The following is a 21,369-nucleotide window of genomic DNA, read 5'->3' as shown; positions in this document are numbered from 1 at the left end:
GAGACATTGTGGAGTTGGAATTGTTTGGTTCCGTACTGGGGCGTTGCTTGTCTTCATTGGACACGCTGACAGCGGCATACCTTCCCGAGGGGATAGATGATAAGACCGCTGCCGCTATTGTCGAACGGTCAAATCAGCTGCGTCCGGCTGTCCCGCCCTACGCGATTCTTGTTTCGGCAGGTGAAGAGAATGGCGACGATGCGCGCTGTATACGCGTGTCCGCTCAAAACGCCATCAAGTACCGCCAAGATGACCGACTTGCAGTAGTTATTGGTAAGCATCCCGATCTGGCATCTTTCGTGCAGGCCTTCCGGGAAGTCTTGGGTCAAAATTTTCCCGAGGGCGCTGCCCAAGAGGTATCACTGCAAGCCGTCGCCGAGGCAGCTATCGCGGAAGTTGCGGATCTGACTGAAATTGACACGACGAATGGCTGGGATACAAAGCTTGCAAGTGTAAGGCTTACAGATTGCTTTGTTCTTCTGACCGGCATCCACAAGGAGCTACGCCAAGGCACTGAAAGCTGGAATACCTATTGGTTCCGGCACGTCGGGATCGGACTTACTCGGCTTGTTGAGAAAATCCGCACCGCGAAGCTCGCAACACCGGAGTTGTCAGTTGATGAGGTCTTCGAGCGCTATACCTATGCCGCTTTTCGCCTACCACGGCCGCTCGGGTCAGGTCCTTCTAAGTATTCGGCGAAGAAGTTTGTCGAGGCCCTTCAGTCCTACTGGGCGGATGAAGGGACGATCACGGCAACTGCAAAGGCTTTGAACCAGATCCCCGGCCGCGAACCGGGAGTCGCTTCGCTCGAAGATATCGATTGGTCGCGAATCGATAGCCAGATGGCTGCCGATGACAACCAAGCCGTTGCCCTCGCTAACTATTCCCCTCCCGGGTCCGACGTCACAGAGGTGTTGAGCGCCCTGACGGATCGCGACTTCGTCGAACCTTTGGGGGAGGACTTTGCAAAGGCACGCCTTGAGATAACTGATTCCGTCGGCAGGCCACTTACTACTATCGGGCCGAGTAATTCCGGCGCGGCTGCGGTCGCAATTGCCGTACCCGACGACGACCTCAATGGCGCCTCGTCTGAAGAGATCCGTCTGCGCATCCCCGTCACGGGGCTTCCTTCGCTTCATGAACTTGAGTCCACGGGGCTTACTTTCACCACTAAAGCGGCAAAGACAAGCTGGTCTGGTGATCTGCAATTGGACGGCTACGGTGCTCTGTGGGCCACTGGCCGTATTCGGCGAGAAGGCAACAAGAGTCCGTCTCGGATTATACATTTTGAGCTCAACTTACCTGCAGGGGACGTTCTTTCAGGCCGAGTGAACGCTTCACTGTCATTCGACTTGTTCCTCGCGCCGATCGATTCCGCTGGACTGCTATACCTGCCCCTGAAGGCAAAGGGCGCAGCAGGAAAACCGAAGTACGTGGGCTCCAGCCCAGAGGGTGGAATTTTTGGGGCCACCTTGGACGGAAGGGCAGCCCAGTATCGCTACATCGTTTGCGGTCCCTCTTTCAAGGATGCGCCCCTTTACGAGGGATCGGAGATGCAACTGCTGAATGGGCGGGCTGGCATCTTCGCGGTAGATGCCAGCCCCGTCAGTTTGGCAAATGTTGTAGTAGGTGGCATTACGTTCGAGATTCGCGCAGCGGAGAGTCGCGAGGCCCCTCAGTCGCCCATCGTCGCCGCAGTGAATAAGAACAGAGTGTCGAAGGATCGGCCGGATCCGACCGTCCTCCAATCTCTTCGAGGCATGTACGAGTCGCTCCTCACCGAAGAGGTCTTCGGCAAGGACTGGACTACGTGCATGGGGCACGTAGCGATGCCGGCAGACAGGGCGTTCCCGCTGGAGGACCTGAGCGCCAGAAGCGGCTTGTTGATGAACGGCAATACGGCCACGATCTGGGCGAACATCACTGACTTCCAGATACCCGATCAGGTGCTCTTATCTGCTGAGGCGGAGGAATTCCGTGCCGCGCTGAAAGAGTTGGATCCGTTGGGAGCTATGCAGACCCTCGACGTCGACGGCGCCGGGTACGTTGAATGGCCTTCTAAAACCTCCTGGCGGCATCTGTGGGAAAACCGTGAACTGGAACTGAAGCGGTACCTGACGGCTTATGCAGACCTCGTCGAGAAGGCTCGCTGGATCGGAGATCCTGCTGGTGTTTTCTGGGCCGCGTACCCTTTCAGCGTCAGTGTCTGGGAGACAGAACCGGCTGCGAAATGCTCTGCAGTTCTACTTAGTCCCCTGCACCCCGTCAGATTGGCGTGGCTGGCGGGGGTCGAATCCGTATTGTGGAAATCCGCTTGGTCCGAGCACCTTGCAGGAACCGTCGAAGGGTGGAATTTTCCCCTTCTAGGCCCTAAGGAAATGTCCAGTGGCCGGATGCTTGCGGTGCCGATGGAAACGGGTGATGACCAGCTGTTTCTAGGATGGTCGATGTTGGTTCGAGCCTCGATCGAGGGTGCGGAGCCGCTCAAGGCCCCTGATAACGTTGGCGATCGACCAGCCCCTGGCAGTGCGGCAAGCGGGCTGAACGCGACTGCCGTTGCGGCTGCTTTACGTAGCTACCGTCAAATGAACCCTCACGTTTCAACGCTGACCATCGACTTGTCCGCCTCCACAGAGTCAATCCGCCTTCACGAAGTCGATGATGCTGTCCTGAGAGAAATCGAAGCATGGACAGGGAGGCCTGATGTCCCGCTAATCGGAGGGGCCCGTATTTGGGACTCCAATCGTCGTTCGGGTGAGCCACCTCGGGAGAAGATGGCTAGGCTGGTGCGTTCCGCGGAGGGCATTCCGCTTACTTGGTCGCGGTACGCCCCCGATAGCTCGAACATGAAGAGGTGCAATATACGTATCCTTCAAGATGCGGGCGTGCACCTTGAGGTTCAATCGGGCCAAGGGCGAAACCTTGGCGTGTTGGGGCATGCGCCTCTGCGTCGCTTTGAAGCCGTCACGGGCAATGGCTCATCAAAATCCACATCGAGTTCGCATCCCACTTTTCGTCCGGAAACTGGATGGGAGCCCCTTTCGCGGGCTCTCCGGTTAGTCGAAGGCGCCGCGAGTAGCCCTCAGATCATCTCAAAGTTGTTCAAGGCAAACTTGGTGAACGATTCGGCGGATTGGACGGTGTCTGGCGAAGCGCTAATGAATCCAAGCGCGATGGCCGAGATCGTCCAGCACTCGAGCGGTGGCAGTCAGATGTTGTGGGAATGGCGCCCGCCTTTCCTAGATGCGTCGGCGGACGTCCCGCTGCTGGAGCGACGCCCGTTCGTGTCCGTGGCCAGAGTGCCAGGAAGTTTCCGTGCCCAGATTAAGAAGATGCTCTCGAAGGCACAAGGCGGCAGCGTGACCGAGGACGTGCTGGACGACTTGCTTGGCCAATTAGGCGCTCGTGGGGTTGGCTTATCTTCTCTGTTGGCGATGGGTGGTACCCACGCTTCCGGCGCACTAGGTTTCTACTTGGCCTTCGCTCTCATGAACCGGCTCACGGAGGAGGCTGAAAACACTTACGTATTGCCTATCGACGCTTGCGACAATTTCCTTAGGGCCTTGGCGCGGGGAACGAACCATTCCGCGCAGATGCGTCGCGCGGACCTTTTGATCGTTCGCCTGAATGATGAGGGTGTCACACTTTCCCCAATAGAGATCAAATTTTATGGTTTGGGCTCAGATGACACTAGTGGCAACTTGCCTGGTCCCTCCGACGCAGCAATGAATGAACCGTTGGATCAGGTGCGAGCAACGCAAGAATTGCTACTCAGTGTGAGTGAAAGTTCGAGTTGTATCGACGCCGGTAATTCAGCTGATAAGGCACTATGGTCTAATGGGCTCGCCGCACTAATCGAAGCGGCCATACGTCTGCGCCCAGGGGGCAGCGCCGAGCCCGAAGCTCTGGCGAGGCATCTAGACAACTTAGTTAACGGAAACTTCAAAGTGCGAACTGGCCAGCCTTTGATTTGCTACTTCAAGCATGAAGCCACCACCTCCCAGGGCGAGAACTTTCGAGCCGTTCATTCGCTGGCGTCAGACGGGGAATCACCTGGAGCCGGGTTCGGTCTTCTCGCCGCGAACGCAGGGCACGCTTTCGAGGCAGTCACAGACTCGCAAAGCAAACTGGTGCATGAATGGAACGGCCTCATTAAGTGGTCGCTCGAGAATCCCATCGACCCGCTCCTGACGATTCGCTCACCAGAAGAAGTGAGCCCTCCTGATCCGCACAAGCAGATGCAGATGCAGGGGGAGTTATCCAAGACTGTCGAAGCGGCGGCTGATCATCATCTTGAGCATGATGGAGACAGCCTCGTATATACGAATGTTTCCCCACTGGAAGGGGACCAACCTGCTTCCGTGACAGAACCTCCGATATCCGAGCAGGTGGATGGCACGCAAGAAGACGAACGGAGCAACGGAGCTGGTGATCTCACTTTCGACGGTGGCATCCGGGGTGCTGGCGTTCGTTTCGGCGTTGGACGCGTTCTGGGGACACTCGGAGACTCTACGGCGGAGTACTGGCCAAGCAATACCGAATTGAACCAGATGAATATCGGCGTGGTTGGTGACCTCGGCACAGGAAAGACTCAGCTACTGAAAGCTCTCATCTATCAGTTGCGGGAGGAGAGCCGGAAAAATCAGGAAACGCCGCTGTCGATGCTTGTTTTCGACTACAAAAGGGATTTCCAAACCCCCGATTTCTTGGATGCCGTCGGCGGCAAGGTGCTGAAACCTTATCGCATTCCGATAAACATCTTTGCTCTCCGCGAAGGCTACTCCCCACTCGCGGCATACCAACGTGCGCAGCAATTCGCTGACGTGCTCGATAAGATCTACGGCAACATCGGTCCGGTCCAAACGGATCGCTTGGTCACCTCCATCGTCAATCTTTATAAGGAGAAGCAGGGTGGTCCTCCGACGCTAGCTGAAGTTCTGGCAGCGTACAGCGAAGACCAGAAGCCAGATGCAGTAACGTCTATCCTAAAACCGTTCATACTTGGGGAAATTTTCAGCGACGATCCAAGCGAGATGGTGTCATTCCAGGACATGATGGCGGACAAAGTAGTCATCGTGGCCCTTAACAATTTCGGCACAGATGATAACGGCAAGAACGCCCTGGTGGTTCTGTTCCTGAATCTGTATTACGACTACATGCTCAATGCCACTAAGTGGCCGTTTATGGGGAGCTCTCCTCAACTAAGAAGGCTAAATTCCTTCCTGCTCGTAGATGAAGCAGTCAACATAATGAAGTACAACTTCCCCGTACTAATGAACTTAATGCTGCAGGGCCGGGAGTTCGGGTTCGGCGTTATTCTTGCGTCACAGTACCTCGATCATTTCAGAAAGGACGGACGTAACTACGGGCAGCCACTGCTGACGTGGTTTCTGCACAAGGTTCCTTCTGTGACGTTGAAGGAGCTTCAGCAGCTAGGGCTGCCAAACGTAACAGCGGAAATTGCGGGGAAGATCTCGAATCAGAAAGTGCACCACGCGCTGTATAGCTCTTTGAATTTCTCAGGAAAGTTCATTGAAGAAGTGCCGTTCTTCAAGCTCATCAGTGGCGAGGAGGCCGGCCGCAATGACAAGTAGCTAGGGGTCAGCCTGCCAGGCACACCAGATGGTTCTGTCCTACAGAGGTGACGCGCAGTCTGGGGCGGAGGGACGAGATGTCGGAAGCACGTGCTTAGGTGGGAGAGAATAGGAGCCCTATGAAATACGTTGATCTATTCTCCGGTTGCGGAGGCCTCTCCCTAGGTATCGAGCGTTCTGGCGGCCAGTTGGTGTTAGCCGTCGAGAAATCCGATATGGCTGCACGTACGTTTTACCACAACTTCCTAGGGGATGCGTCCGATGTTGGGCAATGGGAACGATACGTAGCCTCCGGTGAGGATAATCAAATAGCTGCCCGCTTACTCGTGCGGGAGCTCGGCGTTCTGCTCGCGAACGTGGCGGCTATGGATGACATTCGAGCGAACGGACTGGATCTTGTCGTCGGGGGGCCCCCGTGCCAGGGCTTCTCATTAGCTGGGAGGCGCAATCCTGCCGACGTTCGGAATGAGCTTCCATGGCAATATCTGAAGTTCGTCAGTGCGACCAGACCGCGAGCAGTGGTCATTGAGAATGTGGTCGGCATGGACAGAAGCTTCGCCGCGGGAGATTTGTCTTCCTTCCATCAGCTGCAGCAAGCCCTTACTGAGACGGGCGATGGCTATGTAGTTCAGGGTGTCCACGTGAATGCCGTTCACTACGGAGCGCCCCAGCACCGGCCTCGGTTGCTTATTATCGCCCTTAGGAGTGACGTTGCTGCTGGTCGGGGCGTGACAGCAACGAATGAAACTTGGCGTTCAGGATTTGTAGACCAAGTCGGTGAAGACATTCCAGCACTGGCACCTAGGCCCACGAGCCTGATGTCCGAGATGAGATCTGTGGGTGATGCCGTTGGAGACTTAATGTTGCGGGATAGTGACCCTGCTGGCTTAGGCGACTACGCGATATCGCTTTCCGCCGCGTTCAAGTACGGGAGGAAAGGTCCCGGCGAGAACGCAGGGAACCACATTCGGCGTAGGCACAATGATCGAACGACACAAAGGTTCCGCTTGTACCAGTACCTTTCGCTGAACCGCCTCGATCAACGCATGTTGAGCCAAGCCGCCAGACTCCCAGAGACCGAATCGAAGCTGCTGCTCAAGCACCGCTTATTGAACGCACCGCTGCCAGCGATATCACCAGATGGCGTTCGCTTGGCTGAATCTCTCGATGACCTTATCGACCTCGCGCAAAGTTTAGCTACGAGAAAGCACTCCCAAAAGGTTCTCGCCTGGGGAGAGCCTGCTCGCACAGTCGTAACCCTTCCAGACGATTATGTGCATCCGCTGGAGCCAAGGGTTTTTACGGTTCGAGAGATGGCCCGCTTCCAGGGGTTCCCGGACGACTTCGAGTTTCTCGGCAAGGAGACCACCGGTTCCGATAGGCGACGGACTGAGGTTCCGCAGTATTCTCAGGTGGGGAATGCGGTATCACCTTGGCTCGCCCTTGCTATTGGGCGCAGGCTGCACGAGTTGTTATTTTCCTGATCCTGAGGTAGAAAACCAACGGTGGCTGCACCGCATACCTGAATGAAGCTGATCGGAGCCTTCGTCGGCGGAGTCGGCGACCGGTAAGCTTTTTTGATGGCGGATTTCATGACCTCGGCGCAGCGCAGTGCTCACATGGCGAAGATCCGATCCAAGGACACCAAGCCGGAACTGCAGGTCAGGCGCGCTTTACACGCTGATGGCTATCGCTATCGTCTCCACGATAGGTCTCTACCAGGGAGGCCAGACTTAGTTTTCCCGGGTAGGAAAAAGGTCATCTTCGTGAACGGGTGCTTCTGGCATGGGCACGACTGTCCGGTGGGGAGCCGCCTACCGAAATCTAATACCGCGTTCTGGTCCGACAAACGGCGTCGAAATCAGGAGCGCGACTCTAAGCAGCGAACACAGTTGGAGGAATTGGGCTGGAACCACCTCGACGTCTGGGAGTGCGAAGTCAGGGCCAATCCTGTTCTCTTAGCCCAGATCGAAGCCTTCCTCGGCGAGGTGAGGGACAACTTCTCCGCCCAGAGGCGAGAGCCGCTGTAGCTGGCTCCGATATGCGTCATGAAACGGATAGAAGCGCTAATCCGTTCGATTGCAGTAGCTGATCTCAACCAAGCGCAAATCTGCACTGCTTGACTGTTGCCCGATGTCTGAGGGCTACGCTGGCCAGCTGCTGAGCCATGCCGATTTGCTCTCGGCGAGTGCAGCAGTGCTTCGCAACCATTGAGCCGTCCATCTATTTCGTCGGCGGCGAGCGAATTGGACAGAATGGCAGGCTCAACGCAGACCGTGGCGATCTGCCGGGACGCGCACGGCTTCGAGTGGGAAAATCTGAAGGGGTCACGTCTGAACGTTTGGCGGGAAGCGGGTTACTACAGGAATCGGTGAACGACTCGAAGAAGCTGTACGGGATGCGCTGCTGGCGGGGAAGCTGCGTATTGAAGAGTCGGGGCTCGTCCGATAGTGTTCCGGCGCGCAGGGCGCGCGGGGTCACCTGGGTCGGCTAGGGTCAGCGGGTACGAGGAGCGAGGTTGGAAGTTTGGAAGTCTACGAAAGGAGTGATGATGGGTCTACCCGACATTCTCAAGGCAGAGCAGACCGATGCAGCGGCGGACCTGGTGCGCGCATACTACAAGGACACGTTCAAACACGGACGGCCGCGGAGCGGCAGCCGTTTCGACGATTGGGCTGGTGGAGGCGATGCTCCTGCAATAGCGAATAAGGTGACCGCTGATGACCTGATCGCCGTCTCCTTTCTCTCAGTTGAGATAAAACCGCAGGCAGCGATTGGTTTGCTCGAGACACATGCGGCCCGTGTGTCGGAGCTGCTTGAAGCTATTCCGACCGACCTGGATCTCGCCGACGCAGATATCGAAGTGCTTAACGCGCCGGACAGCCCTGCCACCGAATTGTGGGATTTGGTTCGGGGGAAGCGGCACGGCAAGTGGGGTGTCGGCCAGACCACGGCGAGCAAAATTTTGGCGCGGAAGCGTCCGAAGTTGATACCCATCTATGACTCGGTAGTCGGCCCGCTCATGGGGCTCAAGCACTCCGGCTGCCAGTGGCAAGTGTGGCACGAGGCCCTTGCCGATGGAAACGATTTACACCAGCGATTGGAGACCATCCGCCGGAAGTCCGGTGCACCGGAGAAACTGTCGGGGCTTCGCATCATGGACGTTGCTCTGTGGATGGATGGCAAGCGGAAGGGTTTGAAAGTCTTGAACGACGACCCCGCCGAGTAAGACTTCCTGAGGAGTAATACCAGATTGCCAGAGCACCTCGGCATCGCCTGTGCCGCTGTAAGGCTTCCATCTCCTCCCGGTGACCATCGCATGGTTGTGCTCCTCCCTCATGACGCTCACAGTGGGTTAACCAGAGCTTTGTGAGACGGAGTTGGTCATGAGCGAGATATTGGTGCGCACTGACGGTGGACAATGGCTTGAACCGGTTGAGCGCGGTTTCGGTTACGAAGCGGATCTCCAGCGAATCCTCGTTGAGCACCCGCAATTGATTCCCGGTGTTGGCGCTGGAGCGGTCGCCAGTCGCGAATTTCAGTCGGGTGCAGGGCCGGCTGACATCGTCGTCGTGGATCCGGCCGGCACTCTGACCCTCGTGGAATGCAAGCTCGCCACCAATAAGGACATCCGCAGAGTAATCGTGGGCCAGATGTTCGACTACGCATCGGGCTTCTTCAACATGCACATTGAGGAGTTCGAGCGTCGTTGGGAGCTTGGCAGGAAGCGAACGCTGCAAGATACGTTCGGGGATCCGGAAGTCCGCGACGCGGTCGGTGGGAATCTGCGTGAGGGGTGCTTCCGCATTGTGCTTGCCGTAGACGCGATCAACTCGTCGCTGAAGCGCATGGTTGGGTATCTCAACGCGATGTCTGGGCCACAGACATCGGTGATTGCTGTCGAGTACACGCGAATGTATGGGTCTGGGGTCGAAGTACTGATACCGCGCACGTATGGGTTGGAGCTGGCCGAAGAGAAGATCGCGGTCGCAGAAAAGAACAAGGAGCGTTGGACGCTCGAGCAGAATCGTCGCTGGGTCGAAGAGAACGACGCCGGCAACCTGGCTCGCTTTGAGGCGTTGGTTGATGGCGCTGCGGAGGTGGACATTCCATTCGTGGGATCGTCGGTCGGTATCAAGTCGGACGTACCGGCAGGCGGGCTGCAGATAGTGCTTCCGTCAGGCGACGTTGTCGGTACGGTCTACGTGTATCACTACACCGGGAACTCAACCTCCATCGAGTTCAATTTCACGGGTGGCGCGGCGGCGTTTAACCGGGATGTCGAGGCCAAACGACGATTCGAAGAGTTCCTTGATCAACTCGGGTCGGTTTCTGTCGCGCATAGCGCGGCCCAAACTCTCCGCGGTTCCTATTCGAACAGGCGGCCGAACGTGCGGCTGTCGGACCTGTCCGATGGGGACGTGCAGCATTTGGTTGAGGCGCTCAGCCGACTCTGCAGTGAGTAGTTTCGGTTGCTGAGCACTGCCTGTCTCGGCTATGTTGTGACCAATCACTTCGAGTGAATTACGGGCCGTCCGTAGATAAGCGGCGTCCAAGTGCGGGTATAGACCCATGCGACTACTTCTGAAAAGGACTGTCGCATGGCCGACTGCACCAAATTCAAACACCCGTCCGTCCGGACAGCCCGCTGCGCTCTTCACGCGATCGCCCGCCGAAATACCACGCGCAGCAAGGTTCCGGTTGCGGTCTATCCATGCCAGCGCTGTCGTTGCTGGCACCTCACCTCGAAGAAGCCGTCCGGGCGGCCGCGATGGTGGGAGTCGCGCTCGTGAAATGCTGCAATCACAACATTGTCAGTGCCGAACCGTATGGTGTGCGCATGGAACCAGCAGAGAAGAAGCCGCGGCGGAAGCGGCTCAAGAAGTGCCCGGTATGCGGTGGCGAATCATGGCCGATTGCCTACGGGATGGTTGGTCCGGATGCGTATGAAGAGTCGCCCGAAACGTACTTTGCGGGTTGCTGCATCGAATATCAACAGCGTGTCTACACGGCGACGGGCAAGGTCGAGCATGGGGTGCCTGAGTGGGCCTGCCAGAACGCCGAGTGCCGCCACCAATGGTGGTGACTGGACCGAAGCTATCGTCTGCATCACCGTGAACTCTCGGCAAAGTATCTTTGGTGAGTGAGGGCCTTGCCCAATCAAGTCTTCCACCGGCGTCAGGGTTGACCGAGGGCCGGGCGCGAGACACTCCACGTCTCCGGTGTTCGCGCCGATTGGAGTGCCGTGATCATCATTACCAAGGAGCGTGACTAGTGAATAAGGCTGGTGAATGGGTGGACAGGCTCAAGGCCTTCCACGAAAAACAACTGGATCTTCCCCGCCGTGTGTACCGGCTTGGCCGAACCAAGATGGTTTTCACAGGTGGTCATGCTGCATGTACGGTGGGCGCCGCCGTCGCGGCAGTCTCCTTGGATTCTCCTGATTTGGTGTTTTGGATAGCCGTCGTTACTGGCTTCGCCGGCGGCAAGTACCTCTACCCCATCCCTCGTAGCAGCGTAGCAACCCGGTATGGCTCCCGAGAGATTTCTCGGAAGGCTTCCAGTGAGCTGGACTGCATGACGCCGACGGAGATACGCGCCTACCAGTTCAACTCACAGCTCACCCATGAGGGCGTTTCCCTATCGACCTTGGGAACGGAAGAGGCACTTGGTCGCCACATCGAGGCTGTCGCGAAAGTGTCCCAGTCAACTGGTGCGGACACCGAGTTGTTGGCGAACCTCTCCTTATCGGATGTCACCGAGCACGGGACAACTGCGGCCCGTCACGATCTGTTGAAGCGGCGCTGGCTCACCTATGAGCTGGACCCTCAGCGACAGTTCGATTTTCCGATGATGTCTGATGCCTCTTTCCCACCTACTGCGGCCATGATCAGGGCTATGCGTGCCGCCGAGCAGGAGAGAACCGCTGGTATTTCAGCCAACTATAAGCTCGCTGTGAACCGCTTCTCCCATACATTGAAAGCCGCGGAACGGGCTGCCGGTGTTCCGTAGTGGACCTGCTCGGCCCGTGAGGGGAACCATCCCATAAGCCGCTGGGCAAAATTTTGGGATGTAAGTAATGTCGACTCGCGCTACCTCAAGGTGTCCCTCGCAGGTAGTTCCGATTTGAATCGCTAAGCTTGCCAAAAAGTCTCGTGCATTCAGCCTTGCGTGTCCCTGCCCAGGTGGCGGGCAACGAATGGAGTTTTCTTGTCGAATGAACCGATCTTGCTCTTCCTGCATGGCGTTGGAGATGGCGACCAAGAAGACAACTGGAGGGTAGGCCTCGCCGACGTTCTGGGCCGCCTTGGATTCCCTGAGCTGGACTCGGTGCGCGTGATTTCGCCTAAGTATGCGCACGCACTGAAGGGTTTCGATGACAACGAGTCACTTCCACCCTTGACGGTTAAGCAGCCTGTTCGCGACGCGGCTAAGAAGAACCGCCGGGACTTCGAACGTCGGATCGGAGCTCTCGAGTTTAGGTTGGGTCGTCACGATCGAGGCAACGGTCATATCGCAGGTGACGCTGTGGTCAACTTCGCTGTCGGGTTGGCCCCTTTCATACAAGCGCGCAATTACATGAGTAATCCGCAGATTCGCGCGCAGGTGCTGAATCGCGTTCTTAACAAGCTGCCGGAGTCGGGGAGGATAGTGATTGTCGGTCATAGCCTCGGCTCCGTAATCGCCGCCGACATAGTGCGACGCCTGCCTGTCGGCCTCGATGTTGCGGGCATGGTGACGATCGGGAGCCCGCTGGCGAACGGCAAGTTCGACATCGACAAACTCCGGGAGACCCTGAAGGAACCGCCAACGAACCTGGCATGGTGGGTGAATTTCTGGAACGGTCGCGACCCTGTGGCCGCCCACCGCGGTGTGTCATCTGTCTTCTCCTGGATGATTGATTTCCGAATACAAACCAGAATGAGCCCTCGCGTCCACAATGCTGTGGAATACCTCAGCGACGACGCTGTAGGCGCAGCCATTGGCTTCGCTCTGTTCGGATCCAGGTCGAAAGAGCTCGCGGACATCAACAAGGGTTTCGACATCCCGATGGACGCCCCGGAAGTGTTCGCTCTGCTGGCGTTGAGGTACTCGCACCTCGCGAGGATGAAACTCGAAGGCGACCAACGGGATCGCTTCTCCGGCGCGCTCCGACAAGTGCAAGCCGCCGTCGTCGACGACATCAGGAGACGGAATGCCAGAGAAGGCAGGATGATGCCGTCGGCGGTCGCAGCTCTCGCATTCGACCTCTCCGATCCTGACTCCACGCTGCCGGAGCCGCTTCCGAGCGCCCATATCGCTAAGGAGGAAGCTGTCGTCCTATTGACGGTCCTCGCGGCCGAGAACGTCATTCGGCCCTTTGAGATTTCGATCTCGAAGGACAGATGGCGGGAGGCCATGCAAGATCTCAGCGCAGAGATGGGATTGGGAAGCCAGTATGGTGCCGATGTATTCACGGCCGCAAAGCGTGCGCAGGAGGCCCTGAGCGGAGGCCGCGGGGCAAACTGGATCAGGTGGGGTGCTCTTGGCGCTGGGGCGGCAGCGATTGTTTTGGCGACGGGTGGCCTGGCCCTTGCCGCAGGCGCAGGTCTTGCTGGAGCCGCAGTGATCACCAGTGCACTGGCAAGCTTCGGGCCCGGTGGGATGATCGGGGGGCTAATAACCGCGGGTAGCCTCATCACGGCGGGCGGGGGCGGCATCGCGTTCAGCCTAGCCAGTCCTGGGACCACCGCGGAAACGCTAGAAGCGGTTGTCCAGCGGCAGCTGGCTGCGGCAATTCTTCGCCAACTACAGCACCTCGAGCCGGATTTCGGCCTTTGGAGGGTGCTGGTTGAGACCGAAATTGAAGTGCGACGGGAACATGAGCGGCTCGACGAATTTTCGGATGAATCGGCCCCAGCGCTCAAAGAGCTCAAGCGAAAGATCGACGCCATCGAACGCGCACTGAAGTATTTGCGAGACAACGGCCTGGAGCCACCCGTTCCCACTAGCAGTCACTACGAGACCGTTTGAAGTTTCTGCGGTCCGGTTGCTGTCAAAAGTGTCGGTTCTGTTAGGTAGCTCTGGTAAGTCCGGCCGAGTGTCGACTGAATCGATGACGTCGGCTCTCTGCAGCAACCGGACAGCGAAGGCTTCCGGGTCAGCGTCAGTTCCTTCCCACCATTCGGATGGATGGTCACATCAGCACCGCCTCGACAACCACTCGTTCCAGCCATGCGCGGTACCGCTTCTCTGACCACCCGGCCTCCGCCACCAGAAGGTCGTACTGATAGGAGGTGAGCACCCAGAGGGTGTGGGCGACTTCGTCCGTCGAGATGTCCGTTCGCGCTCCACCCTTCGCGACCTTCGCTTCCGCCACCCTTAGGCATCGGGTATCACATCACCGAAATGTTCATGCGCCTGATTGAGCGCGGATTCGTGAACCTTCATGCAGCGAAAGTGGTCAGCGCTTCGCGGATGACCTCGGAACGAGTCTTTCCTTCCTTTGCCGCCCGAGCGTCGATAGCGGCGAGCTCCTCCGAAGTGAGACGAAGCGCTACGACTTGTGAGGGCTCGGCGCCCCGCCCCGGGCGTCCGCGGCTACGTTTCTTCAATGCTTCAACGTCGTAACCGGGTTCGGCCTCGGCTGCCCATTTCCCGATTTGGTCTTCGGAGACCGGCACGCCGTTGATCGTCTCTTCTGCACTCATGGCTATATCGTAATACGTAATTGTGAGAGCAATCAAGGCTCGCGTTGGCCTTGTATGCGCGGGGCCCTTAGCCGAGTTGAACTTAGGCGCTACACTAAGCCTGAATCCGCCATCCGGCACCCGTTGGATGGGCGAAAAGACAGGAACGACCCCTGGGCGTTTCAAGGGCTGAAGGGGCCGATCATCATCAAATTCTTCAAACGCGGCGCGATCACGCTGGTTTGCGCAATTGTTGTCGTGTTCGCAGTCTTCGGTGCCGTAAATGTGGCTGGGCTTCAGAAGAGTGAGGCGGGCCAGATCGACCGAAGCCAGCCCGTGCTGCTGAAATCCATACAGGAGATCAGCCAATACCACGGCGCGGTCGGCAATTTCGAGGTGGTGGTCGAACTTGAGGAGGATGACGGCTGGGGGCCTGCGTTTCTCTCCGGTCAACGAACATTGTTTGTCGCGGCAGGCACCGTCAACTCACACGTCGATCTGTCCGGACTCGCCGACGAGGACTTGAAGCTGTCTGCGGACGGTAAGGCTGTGACTGTCCGGCTGCCCGAGGCGAAACTCGACAAGCCCAACCTGGACTTTGACCGGTCTCACATCTTCGATCAGGAGCGCGGGCTTTTCACAAGGATCGTGGATGCGTTCGACACGCCCGAGCAGGAAGAGTTCTACAAGCTCGCCGAAACGAAGATGGAGGCTGCCGCAGAGGAGTCGGAGCTGCGGAAGCAGGCTGCCGATAACACCAAAACCATGCTGACCGGCATGTTCGGGGCGCTTGGAATTGACGTCACCTTCTTAGAAGACGCACCCAACTAGCCCAGAGCAGACCCGAACCACCTAGCTAGTGCGTTCTTCAACCCGGCCGGAGTTCCGTCTCCCGTCCAGGCCACATGCCCGTCGGGCCGGATCAACACTGCGGTAGGAGAACTGACAGGACCGATCACCGGAAGGTTCATTCGCCGTCGTACTTGGCGTTTACTAACTGCATCCGGTCCGCCCACGGGCCCACAGCGATACTGTCTGGCTCACCGAGGTTGAGGAGCACCGGACGGGCTTTGTGCAGGAACGTGAATATGCGCCGCGGCCCTTCGGCGGTGACGATGTCGAGGTCGGGCATGCGGCGACCGAGCAGCGGGTGGCCTTCGCCGACGTCGTAGTGAACGTCGAGGCCGGAAATGAGTCCTGCTATTCGCTTGCGGGCTTCGTCGATCGTGAGCAAGTCGGCGACTGTGTCGGCCAGTGCGCCGACGCGCGGGTCGGCCTTCTGCATGAGTGCCTGAGCCATCGTGTGCCTCAACGCGCGGGCAGCGGTGGGGTGCCGTTCGGCGTGATAGGAGTCGAGCAGGCTGTTCGGCGCGGTGCCCTTGACTACCAACGCGAGCTTCCAGTCGAGGTTCACGGCGTCCTGGATCCCGAGCCCGATGCCCTGACCGCCCGAGGGCGAATGGATGTGTGCGGCGTCGCCGGCGAGCAGCACGCGTCCGCTTCGGTAGTTCGCAGCCTGCCGGGTTGCGTCAGTAAACCGCGAGATCCAGGTCGGGGAGTGGACTCCGAAGTCGGTGTCGTAGATGTCTGTCAGTGCCGTGGAGAGGTCAGCCAGGGTAGGTTCGGTTGCCGGTCCGAGGTGCTTCTCTGTCACGACTACGCGAGTGGTTCGCCCGTCCTCCATCAGGTGCAGGCCGTGGACGCCCACCTCGTCGATGCGCATAGCTGTCGGCGTCTCCTCGGTCACCTCGACTTCGGCGATCAGGCTGCTCCTCGTCGCATCCCAGCCGGGAAACTTGATGCCCGCGGCCTTGCGGACGGTGCTTCGTCCGCCGTCGGCACCGACCAGGTATTGAGCGCGCAGCTGCTTGCCGTCGGAGAGGTGAACGTCGACCCAGTCGTCGTCCTGCGCGAAGCCGACGACCTCCAGCCCGCGACGGACCGGCACACCGAGTTCCTCGATCCAGCCGGCCATGATCCGCTCGATGCGGTTCTGCCACAGGCCGAGCGTGTACGGGTGGCGGGTAGGGAAGTCGCTCATGTCGAGCATCGTGGATCCGAAGAATGCCGCCTGGACGGGCTGGCCCTCGGCGAGGAACCGGTCGGCTATCCCGCGTTGATCGAGGATCTCGATGGTCCGCGAGTGGAAGCCGCCGGCACGGGAACCCACCAGTTCCGACGTCGGGCGGCGCTCGATGATCGCCGCGTCCACTCCAGCCAGAGCGAGCTCACCGGCCAACATCATCCCGGTTGGACCGCCTCCGGCGATAATCACGTCAGCCATTTCAACCCCGCCTCTTCGTGCTTTCTACGGTGCACCGTTCGGGTGCATCCGAGCCAGTGTGAGGCATGACCGGGGTCTTGCCGCAAGCCCCCTTGCCAGCGGTACATTGGAAATGGAAGGACGATCGAACGCTTCCCGCATCTCCCTTCTCACCCACCGGTTGTAAGTCCCGTCCACGGGCATAGAATCGTGCTCAAGCCAGACGTAAGTGAGAGCAGTCACAGTCCCAGAGCAAGGGGTCAGGCCATGAGTGTGTTCCGTACGAAATCCATCGAGCAGTCCATTCGCGACACCGAGGAGCCGGGGCACCAGCTCAAGAAGAGCCTCGGCGCGCTCGACCTCATCGTTTTCGGCGTCGGCGTGTGTATCGGTGCCGGAATTTTCGTGCTCACTGGGCAGGCCGCCGGCGCGAACGCGGGTCCCGCCGTCGCGCTTTCCTTCCTCATCGCCGGTGTTGTCGCCGGGCTGAGTGCGATTTGCTACGCCGAACTGGCCTCGACCGTGCCCGTGGCAGGCAGTGCCTATACCTTCTCGTTCGCGACGCTCGGTGAGCTGGTGGCCTTCGTCATCGGTTGGGACCTCGTGTTGGAGTTCACGGTTGGCTCTGCGGCTCTGGCGACGTCGTTCAGCCAGTACCTCGGCGTGGTTCTGCAGGGCACCCCGTTCGCGATCCCCGAAGCCATCGCCTCAGTCGATACCGGAGTGATGAACCTACCGGCTGGGCTGCTCATCCTCGGCCTGACCGTTGTGCTCATGACCGGCATCAAGTTGTCCAGCCGCATTAATCAGGTGGTCACGGCGATCAAGGTGGCTGTGGTGCTGCTGGTGATCATCGTCGGCCTCTTCTTCATCAACGTGGCCAACTGGTCGCCATTTATCCCGCCGAGTGAGGGCACTGCACCTTCTGAAGCAGGAGTCCTCGACGTGCCGCTGGTGGAGACGCTCTTCCGGCTGGAGCCCACGGTGTATGGGCTGGGCGGCGTGTTCGCGGCCGCGGCTCTGGTGTTCTTCGCGTTCATCGGGTTCGACGTCATCGCCACCACAGCGGAGGAAACACGCAATCCGCAGCGGGACCTGCCGATCGGCATTCTCGGTTCCCTCGCCATCGTCACCGTGCTCTACATGGCGGTCTCGCTGATCATCACCGGGATCCGTCCTTATACCGACATCGACCCAGCCGACGGCGCCCCGCTGGCCACCGCCTTCACCGCCGTCGGTGTCACCTGGATGGGCAACGTGGTGGCGATCGGTGCCTGTATCGGTCTGATCGTCGTCGCTATGATTCTGCTGCTCGGACAAACCCGGGTGGGCTTCGCGATGAGCCGGGACCGGCTGCTGCCGCCGGCGCTGGGTGCGGTGCATCCTAAGTTCGGAACGCCCTACCGGTTCACGCTGCTGGCCGGAATTGTCATCGCAATCATCGCTACCTTCGTGCCGCTGTCAACGCTGGCGGAGCTGGTCAATATCGGCACGCTGTTCGCGTTCATGCTGGTGGCACTCGGCGTGATCATCCTGCGCCGCACCCGTCCTGACCTCAAGCGGTCCTTCCGTGTTCCATTCGTGCCGGTGCTGCCGATCATCGCCATCGCGCTGTGCTTCTTCCTCATGCTGAACCTCACCGGCGGCACCTGGCTCCGGTTCTTCGCCTGGATGGCTATCGGTATCGCGGTGTATTTCCTGTACTCGCGGAAGCGCAGCATCATGGTCACCGGCGGTCCCGGCTACAACGCTGGGATGCCGGAGCAGCAGCGCCGGACCGACGTCGGGCTGGGGGGAGCGGGCATCCCGCCTAACGACGACGACCGGTAGCTCATGACTCGTACGCCGCAGGACACCGTGCTCGAATTCATGCGCGCCTTCCGTGAGCAGGACGAACGCCTCGCTTTGTCTCTGATGGCGGACGACTTCACCTTCACCAGTCCGCAGGACGACCACCTCGACCGCGACACCTGGCTCGAGCGATGCTTCCCGACCGCTGACCACTTCGATACACCGGCAACAACCCTGCAGATCGTCGAGGCCGACGGCGTCGTGCTGCACCGGTACGAGTACACCGTCACCGGACGCACCTACCGCAACGTCGAAGCCACCCGCGTACGGGACGGACTCGTCCACGAGGTCGAGGTGTACTTCGGGGGAGCGGTCTAACCAGAAATTCCCAAGGCACCGGGTGGTTACTGGGAACACGCATCCGTCCGATCAGGAGCTCGTCATGGCATCGGTACTTGTTTGTTCCTGCCCCATCACCGGTCACGTTGTCCCGATGCTCGCGGTCGCCGCCGGCCTCGTGAATCGCGGCCACTCCGTCCGCTTCCTCACCGGCCAACGCTTCGCCGACCGCGTTACCGCCTCCGGTGCCACCTTCCTGCCACTGCCACCCGAGGCCGACTTCGACGAAAGAAGGAAAGCCGGCGCCCCACGTAGTGCGAGCTAGTCCGCATCAGGAATTGAGAATGCTTTCGAGATCTCCTCAATTGTGAATTGATTCCGCAGCTTACACGCACTGTTTTGGTTGGCGAACATTCCTTGGCGCCAAAATGCTTCGTCCAGCGAGACCGTTGAAAGCCAGCGCACCGGAACGACGTATTCGGCAACGTTCTCACTATCCGACTGTGCATGCCGATAGCTCCGGGTGAGGTCTAGCGATCGGAAGGCGCGTTCTTCACCGTTTATTGTCAGGCGGGCTTCATCCGCAGGTACAGCAGCGCCGAGAACTATCCCAACTCCGACGTAGCCCCGTTTCGGGACGTGTACTGAGATTCTTGCTCCCTGGGGAAGACTCTTCAACGTCTTGGAGTACCAATCACCGCCGCCAGCCGATACAAATCCATATGAACGTGCGTCTTCCCACGATCGCGAGTGATCATCGCCGAATGCCACATACCAATCGGTCCCATTCCAGGCGGCCTTCGTGGACTTGTTTCGACCCGAAGTGGCAGCGGGCGCTGCCGTTGCTTCATCGACCAGCCAAGTCCTGGCCAGATATTCATGCCCGTCGTCGTTGAAGTAGCCGAACTTCATCACGTTGATCGGCACGTTGTAAAATCTATTGAGATAGGAGACGATCCGTTCGGTACCTGCATCAAGGTCGCTAGCGACGATCGTCATTACATGAGCAGAATTTAGATCATCGGGTACCGGTGCACCCTCGAAGCGATCCGCGAACGCCTCATCAAAAACCATGCCGCTGTTTGTACGCTCGAAAATCTCCCGTACATCATCATTTCCTAGTTCTTGCACCCAGGAAGCGTAATCGAGCGTCTGTGCCACTACGTCTCTGGGCGTTCGGTCACGCTTGAGCTCCAGAATGTGAAGGACGCCCTCGGCATCTACGCCCAACACATCGATAAATTTGCCGTACTTCGTGGGGACCTGGCTACCCAAGAGCAGCAACTTCGTTTCCAGAATTTCGGGCTCATCGAGTATCAACTTCTCGAGCTTGGATTCCAACGGCATTGTCTGTGGAGCGATTCGCTGGGGTCGGTCGTCGACTCGCCAAAGTTTCATCTCTAGCGGCATCGTTCATCCTTCGTTGGGCGTGAAAGCTTCAGGGTCGTCAGGCGTCGACTCAAGCTGCTTCGGTTCATCGGCTTTCGTTCTCCTCGCCCATTTGGGACGGCCAAGATCAATCTCCCCGAGCTTCTTGATCTGAGGTTTGGCCTTCCCAACCGTCTCGGGCACCGATTGTGCAACCGAACCGAGGACCTGGCGTGTTTGACCCTTTAGATCACTCAAGGATTTACGCCAGGATTCACGCTCGACAGTTCCGTAGACAAGATCCTCGAGACCATAGATGGCGGCAAACTGTCGCACGATTTTCACAATGATCTCGACGGCGTTCAGCGTTGACCTGCTACGTAGGGGATTGATCACCCGCGAGAAGTCATTAATGCTTGCAGTGTCCGCAACAGCGTCATTCAGACGCTGCATTCTAAGCCCAGCTAGTTCATGTTGCTGGGCCGCTGCACGTTCAGTGGCAGCCCTGTGAAACTCCAGATCTTCTGGCGCACTGCGAGCCGCGTGAACAATCTCCAATGTGTCCAGTCGCGTCTGATTCGCCTGGCACGCAGCAAGTAGCACCAACCACGAGCGGAGTTCGGAACCAGAGACGTGCTTCGCCGCGTCTGCTCGCTCACCCGCACTACCCTTCTTGAGGGAGTCAGCGATAACGTCCAACTGATTCAGGGCGTGCGAACTTGCTTGGGCCAGCGCTGTCGCATGACCGGAGACCTGTGCCCAGGTGGTCTCGCTGATGCGCCCGGTTTCTTCATAGAGCGAGTAGGCCTTCTCCAGTACCTGCGTAATGCCCTGAACGTCGCCGAGCGCTTTCGCTCGGTTATCGGACAGCAGACGGTCCAGCTTGATGTCCATTGCTTCCACGAGCTGTTCGAGGTCAGCCAGTGCAGCTTTCAGCGCAGCGGCAGCGCTGAGCATCGCGACGTTTGACATAGCCATTGGATTGACCGCCGCCGGCTCGAATTTCGCATGGCCCACGATGCGCCCTTGCGCTCCGCGAATGACGCCCGCCAGCGGTCCTTCAGGGGCGAAATGGCGAAACTTCTCGACAAGGTCAGCTGAATCAGCAGTGAGGGTGAAGGTCTTGCCCGCCATCGAGGATCCTATGGCGGAGAGCCCGGCTGCCGCCGCCACAGCGTTCAAAGTCGCCTTCTTGGCATTCCCCGCCAAATCCGGGTTGATGCTCAGTTCGTCCATGAATTTCTGCACAAGGTCCGAAGGGCCGACCACTGCAGCTTCATTGCCAGACACAAAGATCCCGATATTTTGGGGGTGTTCATTCATGGATCAATCTAAACAGCTATGG

The 21,369-nt window shown here is 58.7% G+C and carries 18 protein-coding genes; 12 read left to right on the top strand and 6 right to left on the bottom strand.

The annotated features are described in order from the left end of the window. Nucleotides 1-8: 8 nt before the first annotated feature. The 8 genes from P4U43_RS00415 (at nucleotide 9) to P4U43_RS00380 (ending at nucleotide 13,607) form a co-directional block, all read left to right on the top strand. Nucleotides 9-5,594 (top strand): hypothetical protein, encoded by a 5,586-nt coding sequence (locus P4U43_RS00415; RefSeq protein WP_277356955.1) that lies wholly within the window; start codon nucleotides 9-11, stop codon nucleotides 5,592-5,594. Nucleotides 5,595-5,713: 119 nt separating this feature from the next. After that, nucleotides 5,714-7,078: a DNA cytosine methyltransferase gene (locus P4U43_RS00410; protein ID WP_277356954.1), complete on the top strand. Its 1,365-nt coding sequence runs from the start codon at nucleotides 5,714-5,716 to the stop codon at nucleotides 7,076-7,078. Between the two features lie 96 nt (nucleotides 7,079-7,174). Further along, complete coding sequence (locus P4U43_RS00405) at nucleotides 7,175-7,624, top strand: very short patch repair endonuclease (RefSeq protein ID WP_277356953.1); 450 nt, start codon at nucleotides 7,175-7,177, stop codon at nucleotides 7,622-7,624. 521 nt (nucleotides 7,625-8,145) lie between these two features. Further along, nucleotides 8,146-8,823, top strand: a complete 678-nt coding sequence (locus tag P4U43_RS00400) for a DUF6308 family protein (RefSeq protein WP_277356952.1) — start codon at nucleotides 8,146-8,148, stop codon at nucleotides 8,821-8,823. A 157-nt stretch (nucleotides 8,824-8,980) separates the two neighbouring features. Next, nucleotides 8,981-10,060 (top strand): PDDEXK family nuclease, encoded by a 1,080-nt coding sequence (locus P4U43_RS00395; protein WP_277356951.1) that lies wholly within the window; start codon nucleotides 8,981-8,983, stop codon nucleotides 10,058-10,060. A 248-nt stretch (nucleotides 10,061-10,308) separates the two neighbouring features. Continuing rightward, nucleotides 10,309-10,680: a hypothetical protein gene (locus P4U43_RS00390; RefSeq protein ID WP_277356950.1), complete on the top strand. Its 372-nt coding sequence runs from the start codon at nucleotides 10,309-10,311 to the stop codon at nucleotides 10,678-10,680. Between the two features lie 188 nt (nucleotides 10,681-10,868). Next, the gene (locus P4U43_RS00385; protein WP_277356949.1) at nucleotides 10,869-11,606 is read left to right on the top strand and encodes a hypothetical protein; all 738 of its coding nucleotides are present in this window, start codon (nucleotides 10,869-10,871) and stop codon (nucleotides 11,604-11,606) included. A 198-nt stretch (nucleotides 11,607-11,804) separates the two neighbouring features. Then, nucleotides 11,805-13,607 carry an alpha/beta hydrolase family protein gene (locus P4U43_RS00380; protein WP_277356948.1) on the top strand — a complete coding sequence of 601 codons (1,803 nt, stop codon included), beginning with the start codon at nucleotides 11,805-11,807 and terminating at the stop codon, nucleotides 13,605-13,607. Between the two features lie 163 nt (nucleotides 13,608-13,770). Here P4U43_RS00380 and P4U43_RS00375 read toward each other — a convergent pair whose 3' ends face one another. Together P4U43_RS00375 and P4U43_RS00370 are read right to left on the bottom strand one after the other, a co-directional pair. After that, nucleotides 13,771-13,953 (bottom strand): hypothetical protein, encoded by a 183-nt coding sequence (locus P4U43_RS00375; protein WP_277356947.1) that lies wholly within the window; start codon nucleotides 13,951-13,953, stop codon nucleotides 13,771-13,773. Nucleotides 13,954-14,020: 67 nt separating this feature from the next. Next, the gene (locus P4U43_RS00370) at nucleotides 14,021-14,284 is read right to left on the bottom strand and encodes a ribbon-helix-helix domain-containing protein (protein WP_277356946.1); all 264 of its coding nucleotides are present in this window, start codon (nucleotides 14,282-14,284) and stop codon (nucleotides 14,021-14,023) included. A 54-nt stretch (nucleotides 14,285-14,338) separates the two neighbouring features. Here P4U43_RS00370 and P4U43_RS00365 point away from each other — a divergent pair, with 54 nt between their 5' ends. Continuing rightward, nucleotides 14,339-15,094: a DUF4230 domain-containing protein gene (locus P4U43_RS00365; protein WP_277356945.1), complete on the top strand. Its 756-nt coding sequence runs from the start codon at nucleotides 14,339-14,341 to the stop codon at nucleotides 15,092-15,094. On the opposite strand, the gene P4U43_RS18040 is transcribed toward P4U43_RS00365, so the two are convergent. Both P4U43_RS18040 and P4U43_RS00360 read right to left on the bottom strand, forming a co-directional pair. Next, nucleotides 15,091-15,234: an aromatic-ring hydroxylase C-terminal domain-containing protein gene (locus P4U43_RS18040; protein WP_404800670.1), complete on the bottom strand. Its 144-nt coding sequence runs from the start codon at nucleotides 15,232-15,234 to the stop codon at nucleotides 15,091-15,093. The genes P4U43_RS00365 and P4U43_RS18040 overlap by 4 nt on opposite strands. Continuing rightward, complete coding sequence (locus P4U43_RS00360; RefSeq protein ID WP_277356944.1) at nucleotides 15,231-16,547, bottom strand: FAD-dependent monooxygenase; 1,317 nt, start codon at nucleotides 16,545-16,547, stop codon at nucleotides 15,231-15,233. The genes P4U43_RS18040 and P4U43_RS00360 overlap by 4 nt, the downstream gene beginning before the upstream one ends. A 246-nt stretch (nucleotides 16,548-16,793) precedes the next feature. On the opposite strand from P4U43_RS00360, the gene P4U43_RS00355 reads away from it, so the two are divergent. The 3 genes from P4U43_RS00355 to P4U43_RS00345 all read left to right on the top strand — a co-directional run bounded on the left by P4U43_RS00355 (nucleotide 16,794) and on the right by P4U43_RS00345 (nucleotide 18,981). Then, complete coding sequence (locus P4U43_RS00355) at nucleotides 16,794-18,356, top strand: amino acid permease (RefSeq protein ID WP_277356943.1); 1,563 nt, start codon at nucleotides 16,794-16,796, stop codon at nucleotides 18,354-18,356. A 3-nt stretch (nucleotides 18,357-18,359) separates the two neighbouring features. Next, a complete protein-coding gene (locus P4U43_RS00350; RefSeq protein WP_277356942.1) occupies nucleotides 18,360-18,695 on the top strand; it encodes a nuclear transport factor 2 family protein in 336 nt (111 codons plus the stop codon). A 64-nt stretch (nucleotides 18,696-18,759) separates the two neighbouring features. Next, nucleotides 18,760-18,981, top strand: coding sequence for a glycosyltransferase (locus P4U43_RS00345; RefSeq protein WP_277356941.1), 222 nt, complete (start codon nucleotides 18,760-18,762; stop codon nucleotides 18,979-18,981). On the opposite strand, the gene P4U43_RS00340 is transcribed toward P4U43_RS00345, so the two are convergent. Together P4U43_RS00340 and P4U43_RS00335 are read right to left on the bottom strand one after the other, a co-directional pair. Continuing rightward, nucleotides 18,978-20,003 carry an endonuclease NucS domain-containing protein gene (locus P4U43_RS00340; protein WP_277357079.1) on the bottom strand — a complete coding sequence of 342 codons (1,026 nt, stop codon included), beginning with the start codon at nucleotides 20,001-20,003 and terminating at the stop codon, nucleotides 18,978-18,980. The genes P4U43_RS00345 and P4U43_RS00340 overlap by 4 nt on opposite strands. A gap of 66 nt (nucleotides 20,004-20,069) precedes the next feature. Beyond that, nucleotides 20,070-21,347 (bottom strand): hypothetical protein, encoded by a 1,278-nt coding sequence (locus P4U43_RS00335; protein ID WP_277356940.1) that lies wholly within the window; start codon nucleotides 21,345-21,347, stop codon nucleotides 20,070-20,072. Between the last annotated feature and the right edge of the window lie 22 nt (nucleotides 21,348-21,369).

The organism is Arthrobacter vasquezii, assembly GCF_029455255.1.
GTDB lineage: Bacteria > Actinomycetota > Actinomycetes > Actinomycetales > Micrococcaceae > Arthrobacter_D > Arthrobacter_D parietis.
The sequence above is the reverse complement of the archived record's forward strand: the minus strand, read 5'-3'. Positions and strand labels throughout refer to the sequence as shown.